The organism is Nocardia sp. bgisy118 (assembly GCF_057708605.1).
This window is the reverse complement of sequence record NZ_JBYISM010000002.1, coordinates 1-24,711: the sequence shown is the minus strand read 5'-3', so window position 1 is coordinate 24,711 and position 24,711 is coordinate 1. Positions and strand designations below refer to the sequence as shown.

Below are 24,711 nucleotides of genomic sequence, written 5' to 3'. Positions count from 1 at the left end.
AACTGCCGCACCGTTCGGTCGGGTTACGGCGGGGCCGTTGCTCCGTTAACTGGCGTCCCGTCGGCATGCCGCGCACGGCCGGAGCGATACGTCTAATCGTCGGCGTCGGCGAACGCCACGGCGCGGGGGCGGGAGTCCACCCGCTGGATCGCGGGCGCCTCCTGTTCGGCTATCTCCAGCTCGTGCAGTTTGCGCGCGGTGACCATGACCCGCGATTCCACCGAAGCGACCGCGTAATTGAAAGCGTCCACCGCCTTGCCGAGTCGGTCGCCGAGCCGGTCCAGGTGCCTGCCGGTCATGCCGAGCCGCGCCGACAGCTCCCTGCCCAGTTGCTGAACCGTCGCCATATCGCGGGACACGGCCTCCTGCCGCCACCCGAAGGCCACCGTGCGCAGCAATGCGATCAGCGTCGTCGGGGTGGCGAGGATCACGTTGCGGCCGAACGCATACTCCAGCAGTCCCGAATCCGTGGTGAGCGCGGCGTCCAGGAACGGGTCGCCGGGCACGAACAGCACGACGAACTCCGGCGCGGGATCGAAGGCTGCCCAGTACGCCTTGTCGGCCAGCTGGTCGACGTGCGCCCGCAGGTGTTTGGCGTGCCGCACCAGCAGCTCGGCGCGCGCGTCCGGGTCCTCGGCCGTGCTGGCGTCGAGGTACGCGGTGAACGGCACCTTGGCGTCGACCACGATGTGCCGCTCCCCGGCCAGATGCACGACCAGATCCGGCCGCACCGAACCGGTGCGGTCCAGCCCGCCGTCCCCGCGCACCGCTTTGCTCACCTGCGTGGAGAAGTCGCAGTGCTTGGTCATCCCGGCGAGTTCCACCACGCGCTCCAACTGGATCTCGCCCCAGCGCCCGCGCACCTGCGGCGCCCGCAGGGCCGCGACCAGCTGACCGGTCTGGCTGGACAGCTGATGTGACGTGCGCTGCATGGTCGCCACCTGCTCGCGCAGGCCCGAGTAGGCGTTGATGCGATGGTGTTCGACCTGCTGGATGTGCTGCTCGAGCGCGCCGACCGCCGTGCGCAGCGGTTCCACCATGGCGCCGACGGCGTGCGAATGCCTGCGCGCCGCATCCTCGTTCGCGGCGTGCAGCGACTGCCGCAGCAAACGCTCGTTGTCGGTGGCGGCCGCCAGCCTCGCCTCCGCGACGGCCGCCCGCTGCCCGGCCCGCGCGGTATGCCCCAACCAGCCCACTCCGAATCCAGCGGCGAACACCAGCAGCAGCGCGACGAGCATCGGTGCGGTCATAGCGCAGATGGTGCCGCATGCCACCGACATCCGAGCAACCAGGCAGCGCATATTCGGTGTCGTCAGCCGGTTGGGCACCGAATCACACTTCACGGCCGCACTTTCCCAACCATGTCGGGGGCGAGCCTGCCGAGCCCGTTCGCGGCCGTCTCGCGTCCGGGCGGTCGAAGCGCATGCGACGCAGTCGCGAGTCTCGGCCGCACGGACGCGAGACATAGGGGGCCGCGAACACGCCGCGCCGCAGGCGCGGCAAATTGAACACTGTCGGTGGATGGCTCTACGGTTTCTGCCCATGCGGATGCTGCACACCTCGGACTGGCACATCGGGCGCACCTTTCACGGCGTCGATCTGCTTGCCGACCAGGCACGTTCGCTGGCCGCCATCGCCGAACTGGTGGCGGCCGAGTCGGTGGACGTGGTGGTGGTGCCAGGCGACGTCTACGACCGGTCGATTCCGAGCGCGGACGCGATCGCGGTCTGCAACCGGGGTTTCGAGGCGATTCGCGACGCGGGCGCGGTGATCGTCGCGACCTCGGGCAATCACGATTCGCCCGCGCGGCTCGGCGCGGGCGCGAGTTTCGCGGCGGCGGGCGGGCTGTACCTGCGCACCACCGTCGCCGACGCCGATCGGCCGGTCCTGCTGACCGACGAGCACGGCGAAGTGGCCTACTACGGCATCCCTTATCTGGAGCCGGAGATCACCCGCGCCGAACTCGGTGTCCCGCAGGCGCGTTCGCACGCGGAGATCCTGGCGGCGGCGATGAGCCGGATTCGCGCCGATCTCGCGGCACGGCCAGGCGCGCGCGCCGTGGTGCTCGCGCACGCGTTCGTCGTCGGCGGCGAGGCGACCGGTTCGGAGCGGTCCATCTCGGTCGGCGGGGTGGAGACGGTGCCGCTCGCGGAGTTCGACGGCATCGACTACGTGGCGCTCGGCCACCTGCATTCGCCGCAGACGCTGTCCGGGTCGGTGCGCTACTCGGGCTCGCCGCTGCCGTACTCGTTCGCCGAGAGCTCGCATCGCAAGGCCGTGTGGCTCGTCGACCTCGACGCCGGCGGCCTGTCCGCCGTGCAGCGGCGCGACCTGCCGGTGGTGCGCGGGCTGAGCCGCCTCACCGGGACCCTGGACGAACTGCTCGCGGACCCGGCGCACGACGCGGCCGTCGACGATTACGTCTCCGCGACCCTCGTCGATCAGGCCCGTCCGATCGACGCGCTGCGCAAGTTGCGCGAGCGCTTCCCGCACGCCGTGCACGTGGAATGGGTACGCCCCGACGGCAACCCGGAGCTGCGTTACCGTGAGCGGGTGCACGGCCGCCGCGACACCGAAGTAGCGCAGAGCTTCCTCACCGACGTGCGCGGTGTGCCGAGCGAGGGGGAGATGACGTGGATCGAGCGTGCGCTGGCCGCCGCCGTCGCCGAACCCGAGCGGGTGTCCACGGTGCCTGCCGAGCTGCCGTTGTCCGGCGAGCTGAGCGCATGATCGCGTGTAGTGAACGGCGCGTGACCGCACTGAGCGTGCGGCCTGGGACTGCGCTAAGCGGATGGCGCGGGGCCGTGCCGAACGAATTGCGCACGGCTGTGCTGCTTGAATGGCGCGTGACTGCACTGAGCGTGCGGCCTGGGACTGCGCTAAGCGGATGGCGCGGAGCCGTGCCGAACGAATTGCGCACGGCTGTGCCGCCTGAATGGCGCGTGACCGCACTGAGCGGTTGGCGTGGGGCCGTGTCGAGCGGTTGGCGTGGGACCGTGTCGAGGGAAGGGGACGGCGCCGCGCTGAACGAACGGCCCGCGGCTGTCCTGATTGGACGGCGCGCGGTGCCGATCGACGGGCGCGCCGGTGCGTGGCGGGTTCCGCGCGAGGCCGCCGCATGAGACTGCATCGGCTGGAGATGACCGCGTTCGGCCCGTTCGCCGACACCACGGTCGTCGACTTCGACGCGCTCGGGGCGGACGGTCTGTTCCTGTTGCACGGGCAGACCGGCGCGGGCAAGACGACGGTGCTGGACGCGATCGCCTTCGCCCTCTACGGCCGGGTGCCCGGCGCGCGCGGCGAAAGCAAGCGCCTGCATTCGGATCACGCGCCGGAACAGACGCCCCCGCAGGTCGTGCTGGAGGCGACGCTCGGCGGGCGACGATTGCGGCTCACCAGGATTCCGGAGTTCGAGCGGCCCAAGCTGCGCGGCACCGGCATGCGCACCGACCCGCCCAAGGCCACGCTGACCTGGCTGGACGGGCGCGGCGAGAACCTCTCCCGCATCCCCGACATCGGTGACGAGATCATCCGCCTGCTCGGCATGAGCGCCGATCAGTTCTTCCAGGTGGTGCTGCTGCCCCAGGGCGATTTCGCGCGTTTCCTGAGGGCCGACAACGAGGATCGCGAGAAGCTGCTCGAAAAGCTCTTCGACACCGAACGTTTCGGCACCGCCGAGCACTGGCTCGCCGACAAGCGCCGCGCTTCGGCGGCCGAACTGGAATCCCGCAGGCAGGGCATCGAACGGCTGATCGCGCAGATCCGCGGCGCCGCGGGCCTGAGCGTGACGGAGTCGGTCGGCGTGTTGGAGGCGGTGAGCTGGTCGCAGGATCTGCTCGCGACCGCGCGCACCGACCTGGTCGAGACGACCGCGGAAGCCGAACGCTGCCAACAGGCTTCGTCCGAGCTGCGAAAATTCGCCGACGAACAGCGGCGGCTCGCGGAACTGCGGCGCAGGATGATCGCCGCCCGAGGTCAGCTCGACGACTACGCCGCGAGCGCCGAGCATCGCGCCGCGCTGCGCGAGGAACTGGAGGCCGCTCAGCGGGCCCAGCCGGTCGCCGAGGCCATCGACGAGGCGCGGGCCGCGGTCATGACCTCGCGCCGTCGGGAGAGCGAGGCGGCTACGGTCGCGGCGCGATCGGCGGCCGCGCTGCTCGATCCCGCCGCGGCCGATCTCGACGGTGCGACTCTGGTCGCGTCGGAAAGTCCTGGTGCGGAAGCAGATTCGGGTGCGGATCGATCGGGTCCGACGATTCGCGAGGACGCCGATCTCGACGCCGTCGTTCGTCGCTGGAGCGCCCAGATCGGCGCGCTCGACGAGGTGCGGGCCGATGCCACCGCTGCCGACCGGCTGCGGCGGGAAATCGACGAGCTGCGTGCCGAATCCGCGGCGCTGACCGAACGGACGGCCGAGCTGATCGGGCGGCGCGAGCGCCTGCCCGCGACGATCGCCGCGGCCGAGGCCAGGGTCCGTGAGGCGACCGAGGCCGCCGCCACGCTGCCTTCGCTGACCGCCGAGTGCGAACGACTCCAGGCCGCGGCCACCGCAGCCGTCGAATTGGCGGGTCGCAGAACTGATCTGGACCGCAAGCGGATCGAATTCGAGACCGCGCGGACCGTCCACAACGACGCCAAGGAGCGCGTGCTCGACCTCCGCGAGCGCCGCCTGGCCGGCATGGCCGCCGAACTGGCTGGTCAGCTGGTCGACGGGGAACCGTGCGCGGTATGCGGCGCGGCGGAGCACCCGGCGCCCGCCGAGCCCGCGCCGAGCGCGGTCTCCAAGGAAGCCGAGGACGCGGCGGTGGCCGCCGAGCGCACCGCCGAGGAGAGCCGCGACCGAGTTCACTCCCGAATCACCGGTCTGGAAAAGGAGATCGAGGCGCTGACCGCACGCGGCGGCGACGCCGACCGCGTCGAGCTCGCAGCCGCCTTGCGCTCGGCGACCCACCGCTACGAGGACGCCGCCGAACTCGCCGCACTGGCCGACCGGTCGACCGCCGAACTCTCCCGGCTGCGCACCGAGGAAACCCGCATGCACGACGATCTGCGCGCGGCCGAGACGGGCGCGGGCACCGTCGCCACCCGCATCGCCGCGTCGGTCGCCCGCCTCGCGGAACTCACCGAACGCCTGCGCGCCGCCGCGGGTTCCGACGACACCATCGACCACCGCCGCGCCCGGCTGAACGGATTGGTCACCGACGCCACCGCGCTGCGCGCCGCACGCACCGCGGTGGCCACCGCACGCGAGCACGTCACCGCGATCGCGGATCGCGTCGAAAGCCTGGCCCGCGCAGCCGGATTCGTTCCCGAAGAGCAGCTCGGCGCCGATACCGCCCGCGACGACGTCGCGCTGCTCACCGCTTTCGCCCGCGTCGTCAACGCGGCCTCACGAACCCCGCAGCGGCAGCAGGAGATCGACGCGGAACTCGTCGCCGCCGAGCACGCCCGCGCGCACGCCGAGAAGGTGCTCGCCGAACCCGAGATCCAGGCCGCCGCCACCGCCGAACCCGGCGATCTCGCCGAGCTGGAGCGCGGGCTCGCCGACGCGCAGGTCGAGCTGAACGCGGCCGTCGCCGCGCAGGCCGAGGCGGGGCGGCGGGTGCAGTTGCTCGAGGAACTCGGCGGCCAGCTGTGGACCGAGGTGGACCGGATCGCGCCGCTACAGCGCACCCACGAAGAGCTGGCCGGACTCGCCGATGTGGTCGCCGGACGCGGCGAGAACAACCGGCGCATGTCGCTGCGCTCCTACGTGCTCGCCGCTCGCCTCGAAGAGGTGGCCCTCGCCGGTTCGGTGCGACTACGCCGAATGTCCGGCGGCCGTTACGAATTCGTGCACTCCGACAAGGCAGGTCCGCGCGGCAGGCGCGGCGGCCTCGGCCTCGACATTCGTGACGACTACACCGGCGCCGTGCGTCCCGCCAAGACGCTCTCCGGCGGAGAGACCTTCATGGCGTCCCTCTCGCTGGCGCTCGGACTGGCCGACACCGTCGCCGCCGAATCCGGTGGCCTCGTCCTGGACACCCTCTTCATCGACGAGGGTTTCGGCGGTTTGGACGCCGACACCCTCGACGCCGTCATGGGCGTCCTCGACGAACTCCGCGCGGGCGGCCGCGTCGTCGGCCTCGTCAGCCACGTCGACGAAATGCGCCAGCGCATCCCCAGCCGCCTGCACGTCCTGCGCGGCCGCACCGGCTCCCGCCTGGAGACCACCGTCGCCTGACGGAACAGCCGGACGATTATCGCCCTCGACCGCGCATGGCCGGAGGCGGAGGTGCGGCTACCGACGAAGTTCGTCGGGATGAGTGACCGGATGGACGTCGATCAGACTGCCCTGCTACGGAATTACTACAGCGTTACCACAGGGTCTTTCCTGCGTGTGATGTCTTCGTCGATGCGTCGCTGTCGGACGCCGCGTTCCGCGTCCTCAGCAAAGCGAGAGTGAGCAGCACACCAAGCGTGGCCAAGCCTGCGGCGGTGGCGAATGCCGCGGTGAGCCCGGTGCGGTAGGCGGTGTCCGATGGCGTGGTGGCGCGGGCGGTGATCAGGTCGGCGAGCAGGAGCAGGGCGGTGACGCCGAGGCCGGAGCCGACACGCTGGGCGGTGTTGACGATGCCTGCGGCGATCCCGGTATCGGCGGTGTCGACCGAGGTCACGGCGGGCGCGGTGACGCCGACGAAGGCGGCGGGGAGGCCGATGCCGAGCAGGATCGCGCCGGGGAGGATGTCGATCGGGTAGTCGGCGTGCGCCGGGAGGCGGGCGAACCACCCCATGGCGAGGGCTTGGAGGCCGAGGCCGAGCGCCAGCACGCGCGCCGCGCCGAGGCGATCCATGAGGTAGGGGATGAGGGTGCGGGAAGCGAGGATGTTGACCGCCGCGACCGGGAGCACCGCCAGACCCGAGCGGGTCGGGCTGTAGTCCTGGCTGTTCTGTAGATACAGCGCCAGCAGTGCGAAAGTGGGCACGTGTGCGGCGCCGACCAGGGCGTTCACCACCGCCGAGCCGCTCACCTGGCGAATCGTGAAGAGCCGCAGCGGCATCAGCGGGTGCGGGCTGCGCGCTTCGACGACCACGAAGCCGGCGAGCAGCGCCATCCCGAGAACGAGAAGACCGGCCGCGATCGCACGGGTGCCGGGGGAGCCGAGCGCGCCGATCGCGTAGCCGATGAGCAGCAACGCCGTGGTTCCGGTGATCGCGCCGGGGATGTCGAGTCTGCGCAGCCCTTCGGCGGGACGCGCAGTGTCGGGCGGCAGCAGCCGGGTGCCTGCGAGGGCAACGAGCCCGACGGGCACGTTGACCAGGAAGATCGACGGCCAGCCGAACGCGTCGGTGAGCGGCCCGCCCACCGCGGTGCCGATCGCCGCGCCCGCCGCGCCCATCGCGCTCCACACCCCGAAGGCTCGGTTCCTGGCCGCCTGCGCGGTGAAACTCGCGGTGAGCAGGGCCAATTGGGCCGGAATCAACACCGCGGCCCCGATGCCCTGGAGGGCGCGCGCCGCGATCAGCAGCGCGGCGGAGTCGGCGAAGCCCGCCAGCGCCGACGCGGCGGTGAACACGACCAACCCGCCGGTGAATACCCGGCGCGGTCCGATCAGGTCGGCGGCTCGCCCGCCCAGGAGCATGAACCCGCCGAACGCCAGCAGGTAGGCGTTGGTGACCCACCCGAGCCCGGCCTCGCCGAGCCCGAGGTTGGCGCCTATGGCGGGTAGCGCCACGTTCAGCACGGTGGTGTCGAGAAAGACCACCAGTTCCACGACGGTGATCAGCAGCAGGACCAGCCGGTCCCTGCGGTCGAAGACTCTCTCGGCCATGAGCCGTCCTCTCATTAGAGTTTTACTCTAGTGAGATTGTCATTGGAGTTGAACTCTAGTCAAGGCGCGCCCTTTGGTGAGCGGCTCCGGAAACGAGAACGCGCCGGTCACCCCAGCGGGCGACCGGCGCGTGCGAGCCGGGTGAAACCTCACGCCTCGTGATCGAGCAACCACCTTTTGACGTCCAGCCCCCAGCGGAACCCGCCGAGCGCCCCGCCGATCCGCAGCACCCGGTGGCACGGCACGAACAGCGCCGCCGCATTGCGCGCGCACGCGTTGGCCGCGGCGCGGGTCGCCTCCGGCCGTCCGGAGATGGCGGCGAATTCGGTGTAGGTCACCGGATCGCCCGCGGGGACCTTCCGCAGCACGTCCCAGGCGTGCATGAGGAACTCCCCCGACCGCTGACGCACCGGAACATCGTCGATGGCGTGCACGTCGCCGCGGTGATAGGCGAGGATGGCCTCCGATACGGCGCCGAGCGAATCCCGTTGCCGCAGTTGGCCGGGACGCAGCGCCGGATGGATCAGCAGGCGCAGGTTCTCCGCGTCGGCGGTCCAGCCGGAGGCCAGCACCGCGCCCTCGTCATCGGTGATCGCCGTGAACGGGCCGATGGGTGTGTCGACGATGCCGAAGTCGGCGGCGCGGGTCGATTCGATGCTCATGGTGTGCTCGCTTTCGATGGTGCGGCAGGTGGGTCAGTCGGTCTTGCGTGCCGAGCGGGCCGGTCGCTTGGGTGCGGCGGCGCGTCTGCTCAGCGCGGTCTTCCACAGGTGCATGGACAGATAGGAGCGCCAAGGCGCCCAGCGTGCGGTGTCGCCCAGGTCGATGCCGAGCAGGTCGGCGCCCTGCCGGACGACCAAGTCGGTGTCGAGCAAGATATCGGGATCGGCCAGCAGCCGCATGGTCACGTAGTCGGCGGTCCACGGCCCGACGCCGTCCAGTGCCAGCAGATCCCGGCGCAGTTCGGCCGCGGTGCGACCGGCATGCAGTTGCAGATCACCCGCCGCCAGAGCGGCGGCCGCGCCGACGATCGAGCGGATGCGCCGCGACGGACCGGTCAGCACCTCGGCGCCCCGCTCGGCGATGACGTCCGGGGTCGGGAACAGTCGCCGCGCCGGCCCTTCGACCTGATCGCCGAGCGCCTCCACCAACCGGGCGGTGTGGGTGGCCGCGGCCGACACCGAGATCTGCTGTCCGATCATGGTGCGCAACAACAGTTCCGGGCCGTCCAGGCAACCGGGCACCCGAATGCCGGGGGTGAACACCACCCGGTCCGCGCCGGCGCGCGACGTGCCCGTGCCGACGGTGGCTGGCGCGCTGCCCACATCGGGCAGGGTGGCTGTCCGCACCCGCCGCGCGTCCTCGGCATCGAAGGCGTCCACCGGGCGGCCCGCGGACCCGCGCCTCGTCGACGTCGCGCTTCCCCGCCTCGTCGACGTCGCGCCTTCCCGCAGCGCCGCCGTCGCGTCCGCGCCGAGCACCTCGTCGATGCCGACGGGGTCGGCGTCCAGATCGAGCAGGTGACGCACCCGTGCGACGGTCGGCGCGAGATCACGCATGTCGTGCAGCGCCAGTTCCGCGCGCACGTGATCGCCGCGAATGCTCAGCCGCGCCGTCGAGTGCCCGTGCGGCGTGCGCAGGTTCCTGGTGTAGACCTGGTCTTCCCAGAGCTCCATGCCGGGCACCACGTGCGCGGAGAGGAACCACTCCAGCCAGGCGCGGTCCAGCGGCTCCCGGAACGGAAGGCGAAGCGAGAGTGTGCCGTTCGCCGTCGGCGTGGTCTGCCCGGGGTCCTTGCGAACGCGCTGTGCCTCGGTGCGCATGGTGGTCGGGCTGACCGCGAACACCTCGCGCACCGTGTCGTTGAACTGGCGGATGCTGGCGAAACCCGCGGCGAACGCGATATCCGACATCGGCATCGCGGTGGTCTGGATCAGCAGCCGCGCGGTGTGCGCGCGGTGCGCCCTGGCCAGCGCCAGCGGTCCGGCCCCGAGTTCGGTGGTGAGCACCCGGGTGAGCTGGCGCTGGGAGTATCCGAGGGTGGCGGCCAGCGCGGGTACCCCGCCTCGTTCGATGACGCCGTCGCCGATCAGCCGCATGGCCCTGGCGGCCAGATCGGCCCGGGTGTTCCACAGCGGCGAGCCGGGCGCAGCGTCCGGCAGGCAACGGCGGCATGCCCGGTACCCCTCGTGCTGCGCCGCGGCCGCCGTCGGCAGGAAGCTGACATTCGCCCGCTTCGGCGTGATCGCCGGACACGAAGGGCGGCAATAGATTCCGGTGGTACGCACCGCCGTGAAGAACTGACCGTCGAAGCGCGAGTCGCGCGTCGACACCGCCCGATAGCACTGCTCGAAATCCAACGCCGTGATCGTCACGCAATCCACAATGTCAGCTCTCGCCGCACCGTGCTAGCGGAAAACAGACACCATCGCCGAGGCGGCGCGGACCGCCCACGCGCTGCACAGGCGCGGTGGCGCAGGCTCGCCGGACGGGCGGCGGAAACGCCCCGGTCGGCGGGAAACGTCATCGCGTCGAGAAGCCTGTGTGCGGCGTATGGGGAGTCTGTGACAGGTGGGATCAGCAGCAGCGGTTGGTGGGGCTGCGGTCGGCTTCGGCGTGGCGGTCGCGCCAGTATTGGCGCTCGGTGGGGATCGGACAGTCCGGGTGGTTGCGTCGTAGGTGCGCGACGTAGCGCTGGTAGTCCTGGCCGCCGAGGATCGAGTCGAACCACCAGATGACCGCGCGGACCGCGTCGAGCGCACGCCGCGGGAGGGCCGGTCGCGCTGACCTGCCCTCCCGCGGCGCGAATGATTCACCCATTACGCGGGCGCTTCCGCCTTGGCCGCGCCGTGCGTGTGGGCCGCGCCGGGTGCGCGCACCTTGCCCGTCGCGATCAGCTCGTCCCATTCCTTCTGAACGGTCTTCTCGGTCGCGGTGGCGAGGAACCCGCTCGGCGCGAAGATCTTCGACGGCTCCTCCGGCGACTCGGTCGTCTCACCCCCGCCGGAGCGCCAGGCGCGCACGCACACCAGCGCGCCGACCACCGCGACGATCAGCACCAGCACCGCGAACACGATCGAGAGCGTGCCCTGGATGAAGGTGTTGCGGATGACGGTGTCCACGTCTTCCGGCGTCTTCGCCGTCAGGCAGAGCTTCCCGGCTTCCTGCGCCTGCTGGCAGAGGCTGTGCTGCTTCCAGTAACCGAGCTTCGGATCGGCGGAGAAGATCTTCTGCCAGGATGCGGTCATCGTCACGAGGAGGTCCCAGACCAGCGGAATGCCCGGAATCCACGCCCATTTCGCCAGGCCCTTCTTCACGATGATGGTCATCACGACGGTCAGCGCGACGGCGGCGAGCAGCTGGTTGGCGATGCCGAACAGCGGGTAGAGCGCGTTGATGCCGCCCAGCGGATCGGTGACGCCCATCAGCAGGATGGAACCCCACGCCGCGACCACGACGAACGAGCACAGCCACGCCCCGACCCGCCAGGACGGATCCTTGAACTTGCCCAGCGGGCCGCCGAAGTTGCCCAGCGCGTCCGACGTCATGAACCGCGCGACGCGGGTGCCCGCATCGATCGTGGTCAGGATGAACAGCGCCTCGAACATGATCGCGAAGTGGTACCAGAACGACTTCATGCTCTCGCCGCCGAGGAACTGGTGGAACACCTCGGAGATGCCGACCGCCAGGGTGGGCGCGCCACCGGTGCGCGAGATGATGGTCTTCTCGCCGACGTCCGCGGCGGCGCCGGAGAAGGTCTCCGGCGTGGCGGGCGGACCGGCCAGGCCGAGCGAATTCGTGTACGCGGCGGCCTTTTCCGGGGTGCCGCCGGTCAGGCCGAGCGGCGCGTTCATGCCGAAGTACAGGTGCTGGTCGATGATCGAGGCGGTGATGATGGCCATCACGGCGACGAACGACTCCATCAGCATGCCGCCGTAGCCGATCATCCGCGCGTGCGATTCCTTCTCCAGCAGCTTGGGCGTGGTGCCGGAGGAGACGAGCGCGTGGAAACCGGAGAGCGCGCCGCAGGCGATGGTGATGAACAGGAACGGGAACAGGCTGCCCGCGAAGGCCGGACCGGTGCCGGTGGAGGCGAAGTCGGAGATCGCGGGGGCCTTCAGCACCGGCATGGTGATCAGGATGCCGACGGCGAGCAGGCCGATGGTGCCGATCTTCATGAAGGTGGACAGGTAGTCGCGCGGGGCGAGCAGCAGCCAGACCGGCAGCACCGAGGCGAGGAAGCCGTAGGCGATCAGCAGCCAGGCGATGGTGGTCCGCGAAAGCGTGAACCAGTCGGCCCCCCATTCGGTTTCGGACACCCAGCCGCCGGAGACGATGGCGAGCAGCAGCAGCGCGATGCCGATCGCGGACACCTCGCCGACCTTGCCGGGACGTAGGAACCGCAGGTAGACGCCCATGAACAGGGCGATGGGGATGGTCATCGCGATGGAGAACACGCCCCACGGGCTCTCGCCGAGCGCGTTCACCACGACCAGCGCGAGCACCGCGAGCAGGATCATCATGATCACGAGAATTGCCGCGATGGCCGCGATGCCGCCGACCACGCCGAGCTCGTCACGCGCCATCTGGCCGAGGCTGCGCCCGCGCCGCTTGGTGGAGGCCCACAGCACCAGGTAGTCCTGCACCGCACCGGCCAGGCAGACGCCGACCACGATCCAGATGGTGCCTGGCAGATAGCCCATCTGCGCGGCGAGCACCGGGCCGACCAGCGGGCCCGCGCCCGCGATGGCGGCGAAGTGGTGCCCGTAGAGCACCCGCCGGTCCATCGGCATGAAATCCTTGCCGTTCTCCAGGATTTCGGCGGGCGTCGCGATGTCGTCGCGCGGCTTGGTGATCTTCCACTCGATGAACCGCGCGTAGAAGCGGTAGGCGATGACGTAGGTACACACCGCCGCGATGACGATCCAGACCGCGTTGACGTTCTCGCCGCGCGCGATGGCGAGGATGGTCCAGGCGACCGCGCCGAGTATCGCGATTCCGGCAAAGACAGCCTTCTTGGCCGGGGTGATCGGGGACCTGTCCACCACGCCGACGGGCGGCAGGTCGGGGTCGGTCCGCAGATATTCGATTGTCGCCATCTGCCTACTCTCCTGTGAAACGCGCAGGATCTCGACGTGCGGGATCTTGCTGAAACACGAGACAAGGTAGCGGATGGCCGATCGCTGCTGCGCGGATTCCGGCCATCGATGGACGACCGTTAAATATTGTTCGTGTGTCTGTCGTCCGGGCTGTCATAGCCGGACGTATGCTGCGATGCGGTTCGTCACACTCCATGTCCGCCCCGAGGAGGGCTGTTCTGGATCCGATCCCGCGTTCGCCCGCGCCGTGCCCGCCCGCGCGCCCGCTCGGGCCGCCGAAGATCGCGGACGCGCCGCGCGGAGTTCGCAGGCGCACCCTGCTCGGCTCGGCGCTCGCCGCCCCGTTGCTGGCAGGCGCGTGCGGCTCCGGCGATGATGCACTGACATTCTTCTTCCAGGCCCGCCCCGAGGAAGCGCGAGTCCGGTTGCGCATCATCGAAGAGTTCCGGAAACGGCATCCCGATATTCCGGTGCGCACCATCATGTCGGGCCCGGACCCGTTGCAGCAGATGCTCACCTACTGCGCGGGCGGCAAATGCCCCGACGTGCTGATGGCCTGGGAACTGCTCTACGCGGGGCTGGCCGAGCGCGGCGTGCTGCTCGATCTGCGCACACTGCTCGACCGGGAACCGGAGTACGCCGCCGAGCTGCGGCGTGACAGTTTCCCCACGCTGTACGACACTTTCACCTACGGTGGCGGCCAATACGCACTGCCCGAGCAGTGGTCCGGCGTCTTCCTCTACTACAACCGCGCACTGTTCGCCGACGCCGGGCTGACGCCCCCGACCCGCTGGCGTGACGCCTGGAGTTTCGACGAGTTCCTCGACGCCGCTCGCGTGCTCACCCGCCGCGACGGCGACGGCCGCACCAGGCAGTGGGGGTTCGCCGACGCCTGGGTGCCGTACTTCTCGGCCGCCTGCTTCGGGATGAACAACGGCGCCGAATGGTTCACGCCCTCGGTGAATCCGGCCCGCACCAATCTCGGCGACCCGCGCTTCGCGGAGGGCTTCCAGTTCTATGCCGATCTCGCGGTGCGCCATCGAGTGGCGCCGAGAGTCGCCGACCAGCAGTCGGTTTCGGCGCCGGACCTGTTCCGGCGCGGCCGCGCGGCCATGGCGCTGGGCGGACACTGGCTCTACTCCGAATTCGCAGGCAACGACGGCGTTCCCATCGATCTGACCGTGCTGCCCGTCGGCCCGCACGGCGGACCCGGGGCGATCACCGATGTCGGCTGCACCGGCCTGTCCATCGCCGCCGACAGCCCGCGCATCGAACAGGCCTGGGAATTCGTGAAGTTCGCGACCGGACCGGTCGGGCAGGCCATCGTCGCCGCGTCCGGACTGTTCGTGCCGGTGCTGAAATCCGCCATGGCCACAGCGGGATTCGCGGCGGCGCATCGCGAGATCCGGAATCTGGCGGTGATGACCGACGGTCCGGACAGTTCGCGTCCGCTGCCGGTGACGCCGATGTGGGGCAAGGTGTCGGCGCTGCTCGAACGGGGCGGGAACCGGGTGTTGCGCGGTGCGGCGACCGCGCAGTCGCAGAGTGGACGGCTCGCCGCGGACGTCGACGCGTTGCTGGCGGCGCGATGAGTACCTCCGTCGACGACGCGGTACTGGACGAGGCGGGTGTGGCGACTCCGCCGCACAAGACGATGCGCCGGGCGCGTCCCGGTCGGCTCGCGCGCCGGCGCGAGCGGGCCGGATGGTTGTTCATCGCACCGAATCTGGCCGCGGTGCTGGTGTTCCTGCTGTTCCCCCTCGGCTTCTCGCTGTATCTGAGCTTCCACGCGTGGGATCTGTTCAGCCCGCCGCGGTTCGTCGGGACGGCGAACTATCGGAGGCTGTTCGGCTCCGATCCGCTGTTCCTGATAGCGATGCGCAATACCGCGGTGTTCACCGTGCTGACCTTGCTGCCGACGGTGGCGATCGGCTTGGTCGTCGCGGCCGTGCTGAATCGAAAGCTGGCCGGTATCGGCCTGTTTCGCACGCTCGCGTTCCTGCCGCTGGTGGCTTCGACGGTGGCGATGGCCGTGGTGTGGCGGTTCATCTTCACCACCGACGACGGGCTGCTCAACCTCGTGCTCGGCTGGTTCGGCGTCGACCCGGTGCCGTGGCTGACCGACCCGGACTGGGCGCTGGTCTCGCTCAGCATCGTGACCGTCTGGAAGAGCGTGCCTTTCGCCACCGTCATCTTGCTCGCGGCCATGCAGGGCGTGCCGGAAACTCTGTACGAGGCGGCGAAGATCGACGGCGCGGGCGCCGTGCGGCGCTTCCGCTCGGTGACGCTGCCGCTGATCCGCGGGCCGCTGTCGTTCGTCTTCGTGATCACCGTCATCAACTCGGTGCAGGCCTTCGACCAGGCGTACGCGCTCACCGGCGGCAACGGTGGACCCGAGACGGGCACCTATCTGCTCGGGATCATGCTGTTCCAGCACGCATTCGGGTTCTACGAGGTGGGCTACGCGTCGGCATTGGCGTGGGTGATCTTCGCGATCCTGTTGGCGCTCACGATCGTTCAGTTGCGATTGGCCCGGCGTGCGGAGACCGAACTGTGAACGTGTACAGGATCGTTCGGCGGGCGTCGGCGGGCGAGCATCGAAGCGGGACCGCTGTGATCACCTGCGCACACGGGGCGGGGGAGAGCGTGGTCGCAAACGAGACCGATCCGCACACTCCCGGAAAGTACGCGGGTGGGCGCGCGGAACGGGCGGCCGTACGCAGGTTGGTGCGCGGTATCGGCATCTACGCCGCGCTGGTCGGTGTCGCGTGGTGTGCGCTGGCGCCGATCCTGTGGGCGCTGTCGGGTTCGCTGAAGCGCGACGGAGAGATCACCGAACCCACTCTGTTGCCCGCGGATCCGCAATGGTCCAACTACGGAAGGGTGTTCGAGCTGCTGCCGATGGGACGCATGCTGCTCAACACCACCGTCTACGCGATATGCGTGACCGCGGGGCAGGTGTTCTTCTGTTCGCTGGCCGGATACGCGTTCGCGCGCTTGCGTTTTCGCGGGCGCGAGGCACTGTTCCTCGCCTACCTGGCGACACTGATGGTGCCGCTCACCGTCACGGTCATCCCGCAGTTCCTGCTCATGCGGGCCTTCGGCTGGGTGGACACCGCATGGTCGATGATTGTGCCCGGCCTGTTCGGCAGCGCCTTCGGCACCTACCTGATGCGTCAGTTCTTCCGCACGCTGCCAACGGAATTGGAGGAGGCGGCCATTCTCGACGGCTGTTCCACCTGGCAGGTGTACTGGCGCGTGCTGCTCCCGCACACCCGCCCGGCGCTCATGGTGCTAGCGGTGCTCACCTGGATCACCGTGTGGAACGACTTCCTCTGGCCGCTGGTCATGATCCAGCGCAACGAGTTGGCGACGGCCACCCTCGGGCTGGTCCGCTTGCAGGGGCAGTACTACTCGCAGTGGCCGCTCCTGATGGCGGCCGCCGTCGTCATCCTGCTGCCCCTGCTCGCCGTCTACGCGATCGGTCAGCGCGCCTTCCTCCGCGGCATCGCGATGTCCGGCTTCGGCGGACGGTAGCGCTATTCGCCCCAGTAGGTGCCGAAGCTCCAGAGGTTGCCCTCGGGATCGCGGACGGTGAAGCCGCGCGAGCCGTAGTCCTCGTCGCGCAGGCCGCGCACCACCTCGGCGCCCGCGGCGGTCGCGCGCTCGAAGAGATCGTCGGGCTTGTCGCAGACGACGTAGATCGAGTCGTTGCCGGGCCTCCGCTGCCCGAACGGGGTGTCGTCCTTGCCCGCGGTGCCGAACATGATGCCGCCGCCGAGCGGCCAGCGCAGTTCGCCGTGCTCGACGATCGACGGATCGTCCTCGCGGGCGTAGCTGGCCGAGACCTGGAAGCCGAAGGCGTTCATCAGGAAATCAGTCATCTCCCTGGCGTCGCGGAAGGCGAGGCAGGGCCAGATCGCGGTGCGGGTGGTGGTGTCTGCTGTCGTGGGATTCGTCATGGTTCCAGCCTCATCCGCCGACCCCTGGCTCGTCTTGGACGGATGGAATCTCCTCGGCCAACCAGGTGGTCGGGCTGCATCCCGCGAGGTCGAGGAAGTCGCGATTCAAATGGGCCTGGTCGTAATATCCGCAGGTCGCGGCAACCTGAGCGATGGAGACGAACGAGGGTGTGTGCTCGAGCATCCGCCTGGCTCGCTCGAAACGGGTGACGCGGGCGGCGAGCTTCGGGCTCAGACCGAACTCCGCGCCGAACTTGCGCGTCAGATGCTGGCGGGACCAGCCGATGCGATCGGCCAGCGGACCGATGCTCGCGGTGCCGCCGCTGGCGACCACGGCACGCCAAGCCCAGGTGAGTTCCGGAGTGACGAGCCGGTCGGGACAGGCCATGCGGGTGAGGATCTCGTCGCAGACGGCGAATCGCCGCGCCCACGGCGCCGCGCCCTGAAGACGCTCCCACAGCTCGTCACCGATCGGTCCCGCGAGTTCGGAGCATTCGAGCGAGGTGTTCCAGATCTCCGCGGCGGGCAGCCCGAACAGCGTCCGGCAGCCGAGCGGGGTGAGCGCGATGGCCACGCCCTCCTGGTTTCCGGTGTGTGCGATAGCGGCCGAACTCGCCTGCAATCCGCTGAGGACGCAGCGATAGTCGCGCGGATGCTGGGCCGGATCGGTCTGCGCGACCACATCGATGGTCGGGCCGATGGCGACGATGAAGGTCAGATGGCGCGACGGCATTCCCCGGTGCAGGCCGGGCGCGTATCCGGTCATCCGGTAGCCGAGGTAGTGATCGATGAAGGCCGCCAGCGCGGGCGCCGGTCGGGCCGTCACCACCTCCGTGGTCGGCTCCATACGGGTCACGGTACGCCCGCGCGGGTCGTCCGCCTACCGATCTTCCGGCCCGCAAACGTGACACACGCAGCGGTTCGGGGTGCGGTGAGATCGCGCACACGGGTGGCCTCGAGTATGTGAGTTCGGGTTGTCGGCCGGTTACCTTTACGCCTTCAGATGAGGAGTGGAGGTGTCATGCGTCGAATCCGATACGAGCGCAGTGGTGGTCCCGAAGTGCTCGGGCTGGAGTCGGCCGAGACACCGGCGCCCGCACCCGGCGAACTGCTGGTGAAGGTGCACGCGATCGGCGTGACCCTGCCGGTGGTGCGGAAGGTGCGCGAACAGCGCGAGCCCATCCCGCTGGGCGGGGAGATCGCGGGCGAAGTGATCGCCGTGGGGGAGGGCGTCACCGACTTCGCGCCCGGCTATCGCGTCACCGGCCTGTGCTTCGGGCACGGCTACGCCGAGTACGCGCTGCTGCGCCAGGACATGGCGTCGCCCATTCCCGATGGCGCCTCCGCCGTCGACGCGGTCGCGCTGGTGCGCAGCGGCCTCGTCGCGCTCGGTGCGCTCGATGCCGCGAAGCCGGCGTCCGGTGAGTCCGCGCTGGTCACCGCCGCGGCGAGCGGTGTGGGGCACCTGGCCGTGCAGCTGGCGCGGGTGCGTGGAGCCAAGCGCGTGGTTGCCGCCGTCTCCGACCCGGCCAAGGGCGATTTCCTGCGCGAACTCGGCGCCGACGACGTGGTCGTCTACGACCGGTCGTGGGGCGAGCCCGTCGACTACGTCCTCGACGCCGTCGGCGGTGAACTGCTCGGACCCGCCCTCGCCGCCCTCGCGCCCGGCGGACGTCTCGTCGCCTACAGCTCCGGCGGCGGCGTCATCCAGGCCTACGACCTGCTGGCAGGCGCCAAGTCGGTGATCGGCTTCCAGATGGCGCGGGTCGCACGCGAGACGCCGGAGGTGTACGAGCACTGGCGGCAGGAGCTGTGGCAGTACTTCGCGTCCGGGCAGGTGCGGCCGGTGGTGCACGGGGAATTCGCGCTGGAGGACGCGGCGGCAGCGCACGCGGTGATCGAAAGCCGCGGCAACCTCGGCAAAGTCGTACTGATTCCCTGATCGATTCGCCGATCACCTGTCGGACGCACCGGAAATGCGCGGCCGACATCGTGATCGTCCCCTGATCGGCACGGCCGCATGGCCCATGCCAGCCGACGCGTGCCCGTCAGCTCGCGACGTTGACGTGCCGGTGGATCGTCCGCGGGTCGGCCGCCAGATCGAGCATGCACGCGGCCAGATCGTCGCGACTGATACGGATGCCGAAGGTGACGTTGCGGTCCAGCGCCGTCCGATACGAACCCTTTCCGGCCTTGTCGGTCAGCTGAGGCGCACGGACGATGGTCCACTCCAGGTCGGTATCGCGCACCACCTGTTCGGCCGCCGCCATGTCCGCGAGGCTGTGCCGTAGTAGTCGGCGCAGGATGAGCGGTTTCACCACGAATCGGGTGAACCAGTCGTCGCCCGGCCCGGCGATCCTGGCGCTGTTGCTGACCAGGATCAGGCGCTGGACCCCCGTCGACTCCATGGCCTTCGCGATGGAGAGCGCGGCGTCGGTGGAAACCGTGGTCGGTCCGGTGTCACGCGATCCGATCGAGTCGAGTACGACGTCCGCCCCTTGGATGGCGGTCGCGATATCGGCGGGGTTCATCACATCCGCCGTAATCACGCGCAACTCGGGGTGGTCCGGAAGGTCGTGCGCCGTGCGGACCACGGCCGTGACCTGATGCCCGCGCGCCAGTGCTTGCTGGACGAGGCGTCCGCCGGTACCGCCGCTGGCCCCGAAGATGGTGAGTCGCATATCTGACCCCTGTGGTTGGTGAGTATTTACTCACCTATACTGGGTGAGCACTTACTAACCTGTCAAGAGGGAGATTCGTGGGGACTCGCGACCAGATCCTCGACGCCGCCGCCGAGATCATGCGTAACCGTGGCGTCGTGCACGCCACGACCAAGGAAATCGCCAAGGCGGCCGGATACTCCGAAGCTGCGCTCTACAAGCACTTCAGCGACAAGGAAGACATCATTCTCAATGTCTTGCGGCATCGCATGCCGAGCCCGGCCGAGGCGTACCCGGTGCCGGGTGCGGCCACCGTTGAGGACAACCTCGCCACTCTGGCTCGCGGTGCGCTGAACTTCTATCAGCAGTCGCTGCCGCTGCTCGGTGGTCTGCTCGCGCAGCCGCAACGGATGGCGGCGCATCGGGACGCGATGAGCAGGCACGGCGCGGGTCCGGGGAAGGCAATCGAGGGCATCGCGGCGTACCTGCGCGCGGAGCAAGGGTTGGGCCGAGTCGGTGACGGCGTCGAGGTGGAGACGGTAGCGGCGTTGCTCGACGGCGCCTGCTTCCATCAGGCGTTCCTGCGGTACTACGAGGGTGGACCGGAGGCGGCCGCCGCGTCGGACGAGCTGGCCCGCAGCGTTGCGCGAACGCTGGCTCGCGCTCTGTAGGACGCCGGGCTTGCCTGGTCACCTGTCTATCGGCGCTTCGGAAGGTCGATCTGCCGACGTCGGAGGCGAGTTGCGCCGGTGGAGTGGTGCGCGCGCGGCGGGTTGGTGTCGGTGTGATGCCACGGTCCCGGTCGGCGGCGCGGCTCCGGCGTCCGCCGGAACGATGCGGCAGGCGCGAGCAGGGCGCAGGTCCGCGCCGCGTAGACTCTCTACCTCGTGAGTCTCACCCTCGGAATCGTCGGCCTGCCCAACGTCGGAAAGTCGACGCTGTTCAACGCGCTGACCAAGAACGACGTGCTTGCCGCGAACTACCCGTTCGCGACCATCGAGCCGAACGTCGGTGTGGTCCCGCTGCCCGATCCGCGGCTGGACCAGCTGTCCGGGATCTTCGGTTCCGAGCGCATCGTGCCCGCCACCGTGTCCTTCGTCGACATCGCGGGCATCGTGAAGGGCGCCTCCGAGGGCGCGGGCCTCGGCAACAAGTTCCTCGCCAACATCCGCGAGGCCGACGCCATCTGCCAGGTAGTGCGCGTGTTCGCCGACGACGACGTGGTGCACGTCGACGGCCGGGTCGACCCCTCCGCCGACATCGAGGTCATCGAGACCGAGCTCATCCTCGCCGACCTGCAGACCCTGGAGAAGGCGGTCGTGCGGCTGGAGAAGGAAGCCAAGGTCAAGAAGGACCGCAAGCCGGTCGCCGACGCGGCCAAGACGGCCCAGGAGATCCTCAACAGCGGCAAGACCCTCTTCGCCGCGCAGGATCAGGTGGACACCGAACTGCTGAAAGAGCTTTCGCTGCTCACCATCAAGCCCTTCCTCTACGTCTTCAACGCCGACGAGTCCGTCCTCACCGACGAGGCCAAGGTCGCCGAACTGAAGGCCTCCGTCGCGCCGGCCGACGCCGTCTTCCTCGACGCCAAGGTGGAAGCCGAACTCCTCGAGCTCGACACCGAATCCGCCATGGAACTCCTCGAATCCATCGGCCAGACCGAACCCGGCCTGCACGCCCTCGCCCGCGCAGGCTTCCACACCCTCGGCCTCCAGACCTACCTCACCGCAGGCCCTAAGGAATCCCGCGCCTGGACCATCCACCAGGGCGACACCGCCCCCAAGGCAGCGGGCGTCATCCACACCGACTTCGAACGCGGCTTCATCAAGGCCGAGATCGTCGCCTTCGACGACCTGGTCGAAGCGGGATCCATGGCGGCCGCCAAGGCCGCGGGCAAAGTCCGCATGGAGGGCAAGGACTACGTCATGACAGATGGCGACGTCGTCGAGTTCCGCTTCAACGTATAGCTTCTGGGAAGAAGTAGGTCGCCTGATCGATCGCTGCCAGTAGAGACTCTGCTGAGCCCCCATCCCGCGGACGGGTGGGGGCTCAGGCGTTTCGACAGGGCCGCGCGTTGGCTGGTTCGGTGGGCGCGGTACACGGGCAATTACCAGGGAACGGGGCCGAGGCGGTCGATGAAGGTTGCGGTCGGTCCGTCGGCGCCGATGGTCGCGAGTTCGATGATCGGGTCACTGCCTTCGGTGACGGTCAGTTGGCCGGTGTGATTGTTGATGTCGGTGGCGGTGTATTTGCGGTTGGCGACTTCTCCAGGTGTGAGGCCGTTGAATCTGATCTCAGGGAGGGCTTGGGCGTACCTGATGGTGATCATGTTCAGTGCGGCTTTGGAGGAGCTGTAGGCGAGCTCGTGGAATGTCGCGGGGGGCTGCGTGGGGTCGGTCGCGATCATCATGGATCCAATAGGAGTCCAGGGTCACGCGAGCCAAGGAAGATCGTCCAGCCCAGTTCTCCGAGTCGGCGGGCGGTCTCCAGGCCGAGTCCTTTGTTGCCGCCGGTGATCAGCGCCGAGGTCGGGTGCGTGGTCATGTGTTTCTCCTTTGTAGTGGTTGCGGCATTGGAGCCGAGTCAGGCGAAGGGCTCGAGGACGAAACGGCCCCAGGCCACGAAGACGGCTATGGCCAGGTAGAGCACCTCGGCGATGGCTGTCGTCCACAAACCGCGCCGGAGCCGCACGATGATCGCCCCGGCGAAAAGCAGGGCCGTGCCGGTCGCCGCCACCGGAACCAGGATCGGTGCGATGTCGAGCACGGCGGGCAGGATCAGCCCTACCGCGCCCAGAAGGTCCACGACTCCAAGAGCTTTCAGGGTGCCCGGGCTGAAATCCTTTGCCCACGCGGCGTAGTCGCCTGCGGCCACAATCTTCTCTTTGGGAATCACCAGCTTGGCGCTGCTGACAAGGAGCACGGCCGCCAGCACCCCGGCCACGATCCACAGGGCGACGTTCATGATTTACTGCCTCCAATATTCATGTCGGAACGGCTTCCTGCTTCTCTGACGGGTGACGGCGAGGAAACCAGACACATGAACGGAAACGAACTGCTCGCGAAGCGCTTCGAGGAGCATCGGAGCCACCTGCGGGCGGTGGCCTACCGGATGCTGGGGTCGCTCAGCGAGGCCGACGACGCCGTCCAAACGACCTGGCTCAAGGCGGACGGGGCCGACACCGGCGACGTCGCGAACCTGCCTGGCTGGTTGACGACCGTGGTAGGCCGGGTGTGCCTGGACATGCTCAGGTCCCGCGAGTCGCGCCGCGAGGACTTCCTCGACGAACACGACGCAGGATTCGGTGCGCGGCTTGGGGCCGATCCCGAGGAGGAGGCCCTGCTGGCGGACTCTGTCGGCTTGGCGCTGCTGGTGGTGCTGGACAGGCTGTCTCCGACCGAGCGTATCGCCTTCGTCCTGCATGACCTGTTCGCCGTATCGTTCGCCGACATCGCCCCGATCGTCGACCGCAGCCCCGAGACGACGCAGCGGATCGCCAGCCGCGCGCGTCGACGGGTGCGAGGGAACTCCGAGTCGGACAGCGACGACCGGATGCGGCGATACCGCGCCGTCGAGACGTTCCTGCGGGCCGCGCAGAACGGTGAGTTCGAGGCGCTCCTGGCAATGCTCGACCCGGACGCGACCTACCGCACGGACGAAGCCGCCCGCCTGCTGGGAGCGGGAACCGACTTCGACGGCGGCCGAGACCTCGCCGCAGCGTTCTGCGGAAAGGCGCGGCCTGCCCGCGCGATCATGCTCGACGGCGAGCCGGGCATGGTCCTGGCCCCGCGCGGCATGCTGATGCTGGTCATGACCTTGCGATTCGCGGGCGAGCGCATCGCGGAGATCACCGCGGTCGCGGACGACGACCGATTGTCGAGGATAGAATTCACGGCGCCATAGTCCGAGTTCGAACGCGCCGCGAATGGTCGCAGCGGCGGCGGCTGGGGTCAGAGAGTTGCGTGTAGAAGTTATTCGGCTTCGGAACTCGACCCAGGCTCTGGACAGGGCGCTTGACGTGCAGATATTGGATGTCAAGGGGGTCGAGTTCCGAAGCGGATTAGCCTCTGCGAAGAAGTAGGGCAGCGCAGGTATCGCTGCTGGTAGAGACTCTGCTGAGCCCCCGTCCGGTATCCGGGCGGGGGCTCAGTCGCTCCGTCAGCACCGTCCGCTGGCCGGTTCGGTCAGCGCGGTATGCGGCATGTCAGGACGTTCGATCCTGGTCGAACCACTGGCTGTGAACAGGTATGAGGATCCGTCCCCCTGCGGCAGTCCTCAATTGTGACTATTCGAGCATTTACTAGAACAGTATTGACTAGCGAAGTTTGATCCCGCGATGCTTGACTCATGCGAACGACCGATACCGACCTCACCGTCGAGCAGGTCGCCGCGCGGGCCGGAGTGCCGACCAGCACCGTGCGCATGTATCAGTCGAAGGGGTTGCTGCATGCACCACGCCGAGTCGGCCGCACCGCGCGCTACGACAGCTCACACCTGCAACGTCTCGAATTAGTGCAGCGCCTGCAGGACCGCGGCTTCTCACTCACCTCGATCGCCGAACTGTTGACCGCACGCGAGCAGGGGGCGACAGTCGCCGATCTGCTCGCGTTGCCTGGCGGGCCCGAAGATTGGGTACCGCTCGGCTTGGGAGATATCCGACTGATGATCAAGCCCAAAGGTCTGCGACCCAGCTTGCTGCGCAAGGCAACTCAGCTCGGATTGATCCGGTGGAGGCGCGGCCGGCCGCAGACGCGACGCTGGGCGCTCACCAGCGGCCTGCGGGTCGCCGAACTCGATTTACCGCCGAGTGAGGTGCTCGACCAGATCGTCCAGTTACGTGCACACACCGACCAGATCGCAGCCGACTTCGGCGACATCTTCGAGCGCACGCTGTGGCCTCGCATCCAGGCCGACAGCTCCGAGACCGACCAACTCGACCGGATCCGGGCACTCCTGCAGGAATTGACCGGCCTGGCCGAAGGAGTAGTCGTCAGCGCCTTGCGAGAATCGGTCCGTCACCTAGCCGAACAATTCGTCGAACGACACGAACTGCTGCCCGCGAACGGCGAACGCCCTGCCTGGCTGGACGGCTCGATACCGATCCTCAACGAGCGCCTGCTCGAAACCGGCGACGACGACATCGAAGCGGTAGACCGGTTCCTGGCTGCCGATCGCACCC

22 protein-coding genes are annotated in these 24,711 nt (G+C 69.0%); 10 read left to right on the top strand and 12 right to left on the bottom strand.

The window, feature by feature from the left end:
* Positions 1 to 92 precede the first annotated feature (92 nt).
* Positions 93 to 1,250 (bottom strand): DNA recombination protein RmuC, encoded by a 1,158-nt coding sequence (locus AC3EO7_RS02325; protein WP_435590332.1) that lies wholly within the window; start codon positions 1,248 to 1,250, stop codon positions 93 to 95.
* A 292-nt stretch (positions 1,251 to 1,542) separates the two neighbouring features.
* Here AC3EO7_RS02325 and AC3EO7_RS02320 point away from each other — a divergent pair, with 292 nt between their 5' ends.
* Together AC3EO7_RS02320 and AC3EO7_RS02315 are read left to right on the top strand one after the other, a co-directional pair.
* On the top strand, positions 1,543 to 2,730 hold the full coding sequence (locus AC3EO7_RS02320) for an exonuclease SbcCD subunit D (protein ID WP_435590489.1): 1,188 nt from the start codon (positions 1,543 to 1,545) through the stop codon (positions 2,728 to 2,730).
* Positions 2,731 to 3,118: 388 nt separating this feature from the next.
* Positions 3,119 to 6,223 carry an AAA family ATPase gene (locus AC3EO7_RS02315; RefSeq protein ID WP_435590331.1) on the top strand — a complete coding sequence of 1,035 codons (3,105 nt, stop codon included), beginning with the start codon at positions 3,119 to 3,121 and terminating at the stop codon, positions 6,221 to 6,223.
* 133 nt (positions 6,224 to 6,356) lie between these two features.
* Here AC3EO7_RS02315 and AC3EO7_RS02310 read toward each other — a convergent pair whose 3' ends face one another.
* From AC3EO7_RS02310 to AC3EO7_RS02290, 5 genes are all read right to left on the bottom strand, one after another.
* On the bottom strand, positions 6,357 to 7,811 hold the full coding sequence (locus tag AC3EO7_RS02310) for an MFS transporter (protein WP_435590330.1): 1,455 nt from the start codon (positions 7,809 to 7,811) through the stop codon (positions 6,357 to 6,359).
* Between the two features lie 149 nt (positions 7,812 to 7,960).
* Positions 7,961 to 8,473, bottom strand: coding sequence for a methylated-DNA--[protein]-cysteine S-methyltransferase (locus tag AC3EO7_RS02305; protein WP_435590329.1), 513 nt, complete (start codon positions 8,471 to 8,473; stop codon positions 7,961 to 7,963).
* 33 nt (positions 8,474 to 8,506) lie between these two features.
* On the bottom strand, positions 8,507 to 10,195 hold the full coding sequence (locus AC3EO7_RS02300) for a DNA-3-methyladenine glycosylase 2 family protein (RefSeq protein ID WP_435590328.1): 1,689 nt from the start codon (positions 10,193 to 10,195) through the stop codon (positions 8,507 to 8,509).
* A gap of 193 nt (positions 10,196 to 10,388) precedes the next feature.
* Positions 10,389 to 10,631 carry a YbdD/YjiX family protein gene (locus AC3EO7_RS02295; protein WP_431964616.1) on the bottom strand — a complete coding sequence of 81 codons (243 nt, stop codon included), beginning with the start codon at positions 10,629 to 10,631 and terminating at the stop codon, positions 10,389 to 10,391.
* Entirely contained in the window at positions 10,631 to 12,910 is a 2,280-nt protein-coding gene (locus AC3EO7_RS02290) for a carbon starvation CstA family protein (RefSeq protein ID WP_431964614.1), read from the bottom strand. The genes AC3EO7_RS02295 and AC3EO7_RS02290 overlap by 1 nt, the downstream gene beginning before the upstream one ends.
* 194 nt (positions 12,911 to 13,104) lie before the next feature.
* Between AC3EO7_RS02290 and AC3EO7_RS02285 the strand changes: the two genes are divergently transcribed.
* The 3 genes from AC3EO7_RS02285 (at position 13,105) to AC3EO7_RS02275 (ending at position 16,447) form a co-directional block, all read left to right on the top strand.
* Positions 13,105 to 14,502, top strand: coding sequence for an ABC transporter substrate-binding protein (locus tag AC3EO7_RS02285; protein WP_435590327.1), 1,398 nt, complete (start codon positions 13,105 to 13,107; stop codon positions 14,500 to 14,502).
* 62 nt (positions 14,503 to 14,564) lie between these two features.
* The gene (locus AC3EO7_RS02280) at positions 14,565 to 15,467 is read left to right on the top strand and encodes a carbohydrate ABC transporter permease (RefSeq protein ID WP_435590488.1); all 903 of its coding nucleotides are present in this window, start codon (positions 14,565 to 14,567) and stop codon (positions 15,465 to 15,467) included.
* Positions 15,468 to 15,634: 167 nt separating this feature from the next.
* On the top strand, positions 15,635 to 16,447 hold the full coding sequence (locus tag AC3EO7_RS02275; RefSeq protein ID WP_431965365.1) for a carbohydrate ABC transporter permease: 813 nt from the start codon (positions 15,635 to 15,637) through the stop codon (positions 16,445 to 16,447).
* A 2-nt stretch (positions 16,448 to 16,449) separates the two neighbouring features.
* On the opposite strand, the gene AC3EO7_RS02270 is transcribed toward AC3EO7_RS02275, so the two are convergent.
* Both AC3EO7_RS02270 and AC3EO7_RS02265 read right to left on the bottom strand, forming a co-directional pair.
* On the bottom strand, positions 16,450 to 16,872 hold the full coding sequence (locus AC3EO7_RS02270; RefSeq protein ID WP_435590326.1) for a VOC family protein: 423 nt from the start codon (positions 16,870 to 16,872) through the stop codon (positions 16,450 to 16,452).
* A 10-nt stretch (positions 16,873 to 16,882) separates the two neighbouring features.
* Complete coding sequence (locus AC3EO7_RS02265; RefSeq protein WP_435590325.1) at positions 16,883 to 17,719, bottom strand: helix-turn-helix domain-containing protein; 837 nt, start codon at positions 17,717 to 17,719, stop codon at positions 16,883 to 16,885.
* Between the two features lie 174 nt (positions 17,720 to 17,893).
* Here AC3EO7_RS02265 and AC3EO7_RS02260 point away from each other — a divergent pair, with 174 nt between their 5' ends.
* Positions 17,894 to 18,814 carry a quinone oxidoreductase family protein gene (locus AC3EO7_RS02260; protein WP_435590324.1) on the top strand — a complete coding sequence of 307 codons (921 nt, stop codon included), beginning with the start codon at positions 17,894 to 17,896 and terminating at the stop codon, positions 18,812 to 18,814.
* 106 nt (positions 18,815 to 18,920) lie between these two features.
* Here the strand turns inward: AC3EO7_RS02260 and AC3EO7_RS02255 are convergent, their stop codons facing one another.
* The gene (locus tag AC3EO7_RS02255) at positions 18,921 to 19,553 is read right to left on the bottom strand and encodes an NAD(P)-dependent oxidoreductase (RefSeq protein WP_431964603.1); all 633 of its coding nucleotides are present in this window, start codon (positions 19,551 to 19,553) and stop codon (positions 18,921 to 18,923) included.
* A gap of 77 nt (positions 19,554 to 19,630) precedes the next feature.
* Here AC3EO7_RS02255 and AC3EO7_RS02250 point away from each other — a divergent pair, with 77 nt between their 5' ends.
* Positions 19,631 to 20,203 (top strand): TetR/AcrR family transcriptional regulator, encoded by a 573-nt coding sequence (locus tag AC3EO7_RS02250; RefSeq protein ID WP_435590323.1) that lies wholly within the window; start codon positions 19,631 to 19,633, stop codon positions 20,201 to 20,203.
* 216 nt (positions 20,204 to 20,419) lie between these two features.
* On the top strand, positions 20,420 to 21,499 hold the full coding sequence (ychF, locus tag AC3EO7_RS02245) for a redox-regulated ATPase YchF (protein ID WP_431964599.1): 1,080 nt from the start codon (positions 20,420 to 20,422) through the stop codon (positions 21,497 to 21,499).
* Between the two features lie 140 nt (positions 21,500 to 21,639).
* Here ychF and AC3EO7_RS02240 read toward each other — a convergent pair whose 3' ends face one another.
* From AC3EO7_RS02240 to AC3EO7_RS02230, 3 genes are read right to left on the bottom strand one after another with little or no spacing between them, the layout of a single operon-like run.
* The gene (locus AC3EO7_RS02240; protein ID WP_431964597.1) at positions 21,640 to 21,942 is read right to left on the bottom strand and encodes a Rossmann-fold NAD(P)-binding domain-containing protein; all 303 of its coding nucleotides are present in this window, start codon (positions 21,940 to 21,942) and stop codon (positions 21,640 to 21,642) included.
* On the bottom strand, positions 21,939 to 22,076 hold the full coding sequence (locus AC3EO7_RS02235; RefSeq protein ID WP_431964595.1) for a hypothetical protein: 138 nt from the start codon (positions 22,074 to 22,076) through the stop codon (positions 21,939 to 21,941). The genes AC3EO7_RS02240 and AC3EO7_RS02235 overlap by 4 nt, the downstream gene beginning before the upstream one ends.
* A gap of 39 nt (positions 22,077 to 22,115) precedes the next feature.
* The gene (locus tag AC3EO7_RS02230; RefSeq protein WP_431964593.1) at positions 22,116 to 22,496 is read right to left on the bottom strand and encodes a DoxX family protein; all 381 of its coding nucleotides are present in this window, start codon (positions 22,494 to 22,496) and stop codon (positions 22,116 to 22,118) included.
* Positions 22,497 to 22,571: 75 nt separating this feature from the next.
* Here AC3EO7_RS02230 and AC3EO7_RS02225 point away from each other — a divergent pair, with 75 nt between their 5' ends.
* A complete protein-coding gene (locus AC3EO7_RS02225) occupies positions 22,572 to 23,435 on the top strand; it encodes a sigma-70 family RNA polymerase sigma factor (RefSeq protein ID WP_431964591.1) in 864 nt (287 codons plus the stop codon).
* Between the two features lie 444 nt (positions 23,436 to 23,879).
* Positions 23,880 to 24,711 (top strand): MerR family transcriptional regulator (locus AC3EO7_RS02220; RefSeq protein ID WP_435590322.1); only part of this gene is annotated, 832 nt, incomplete at its 3' end.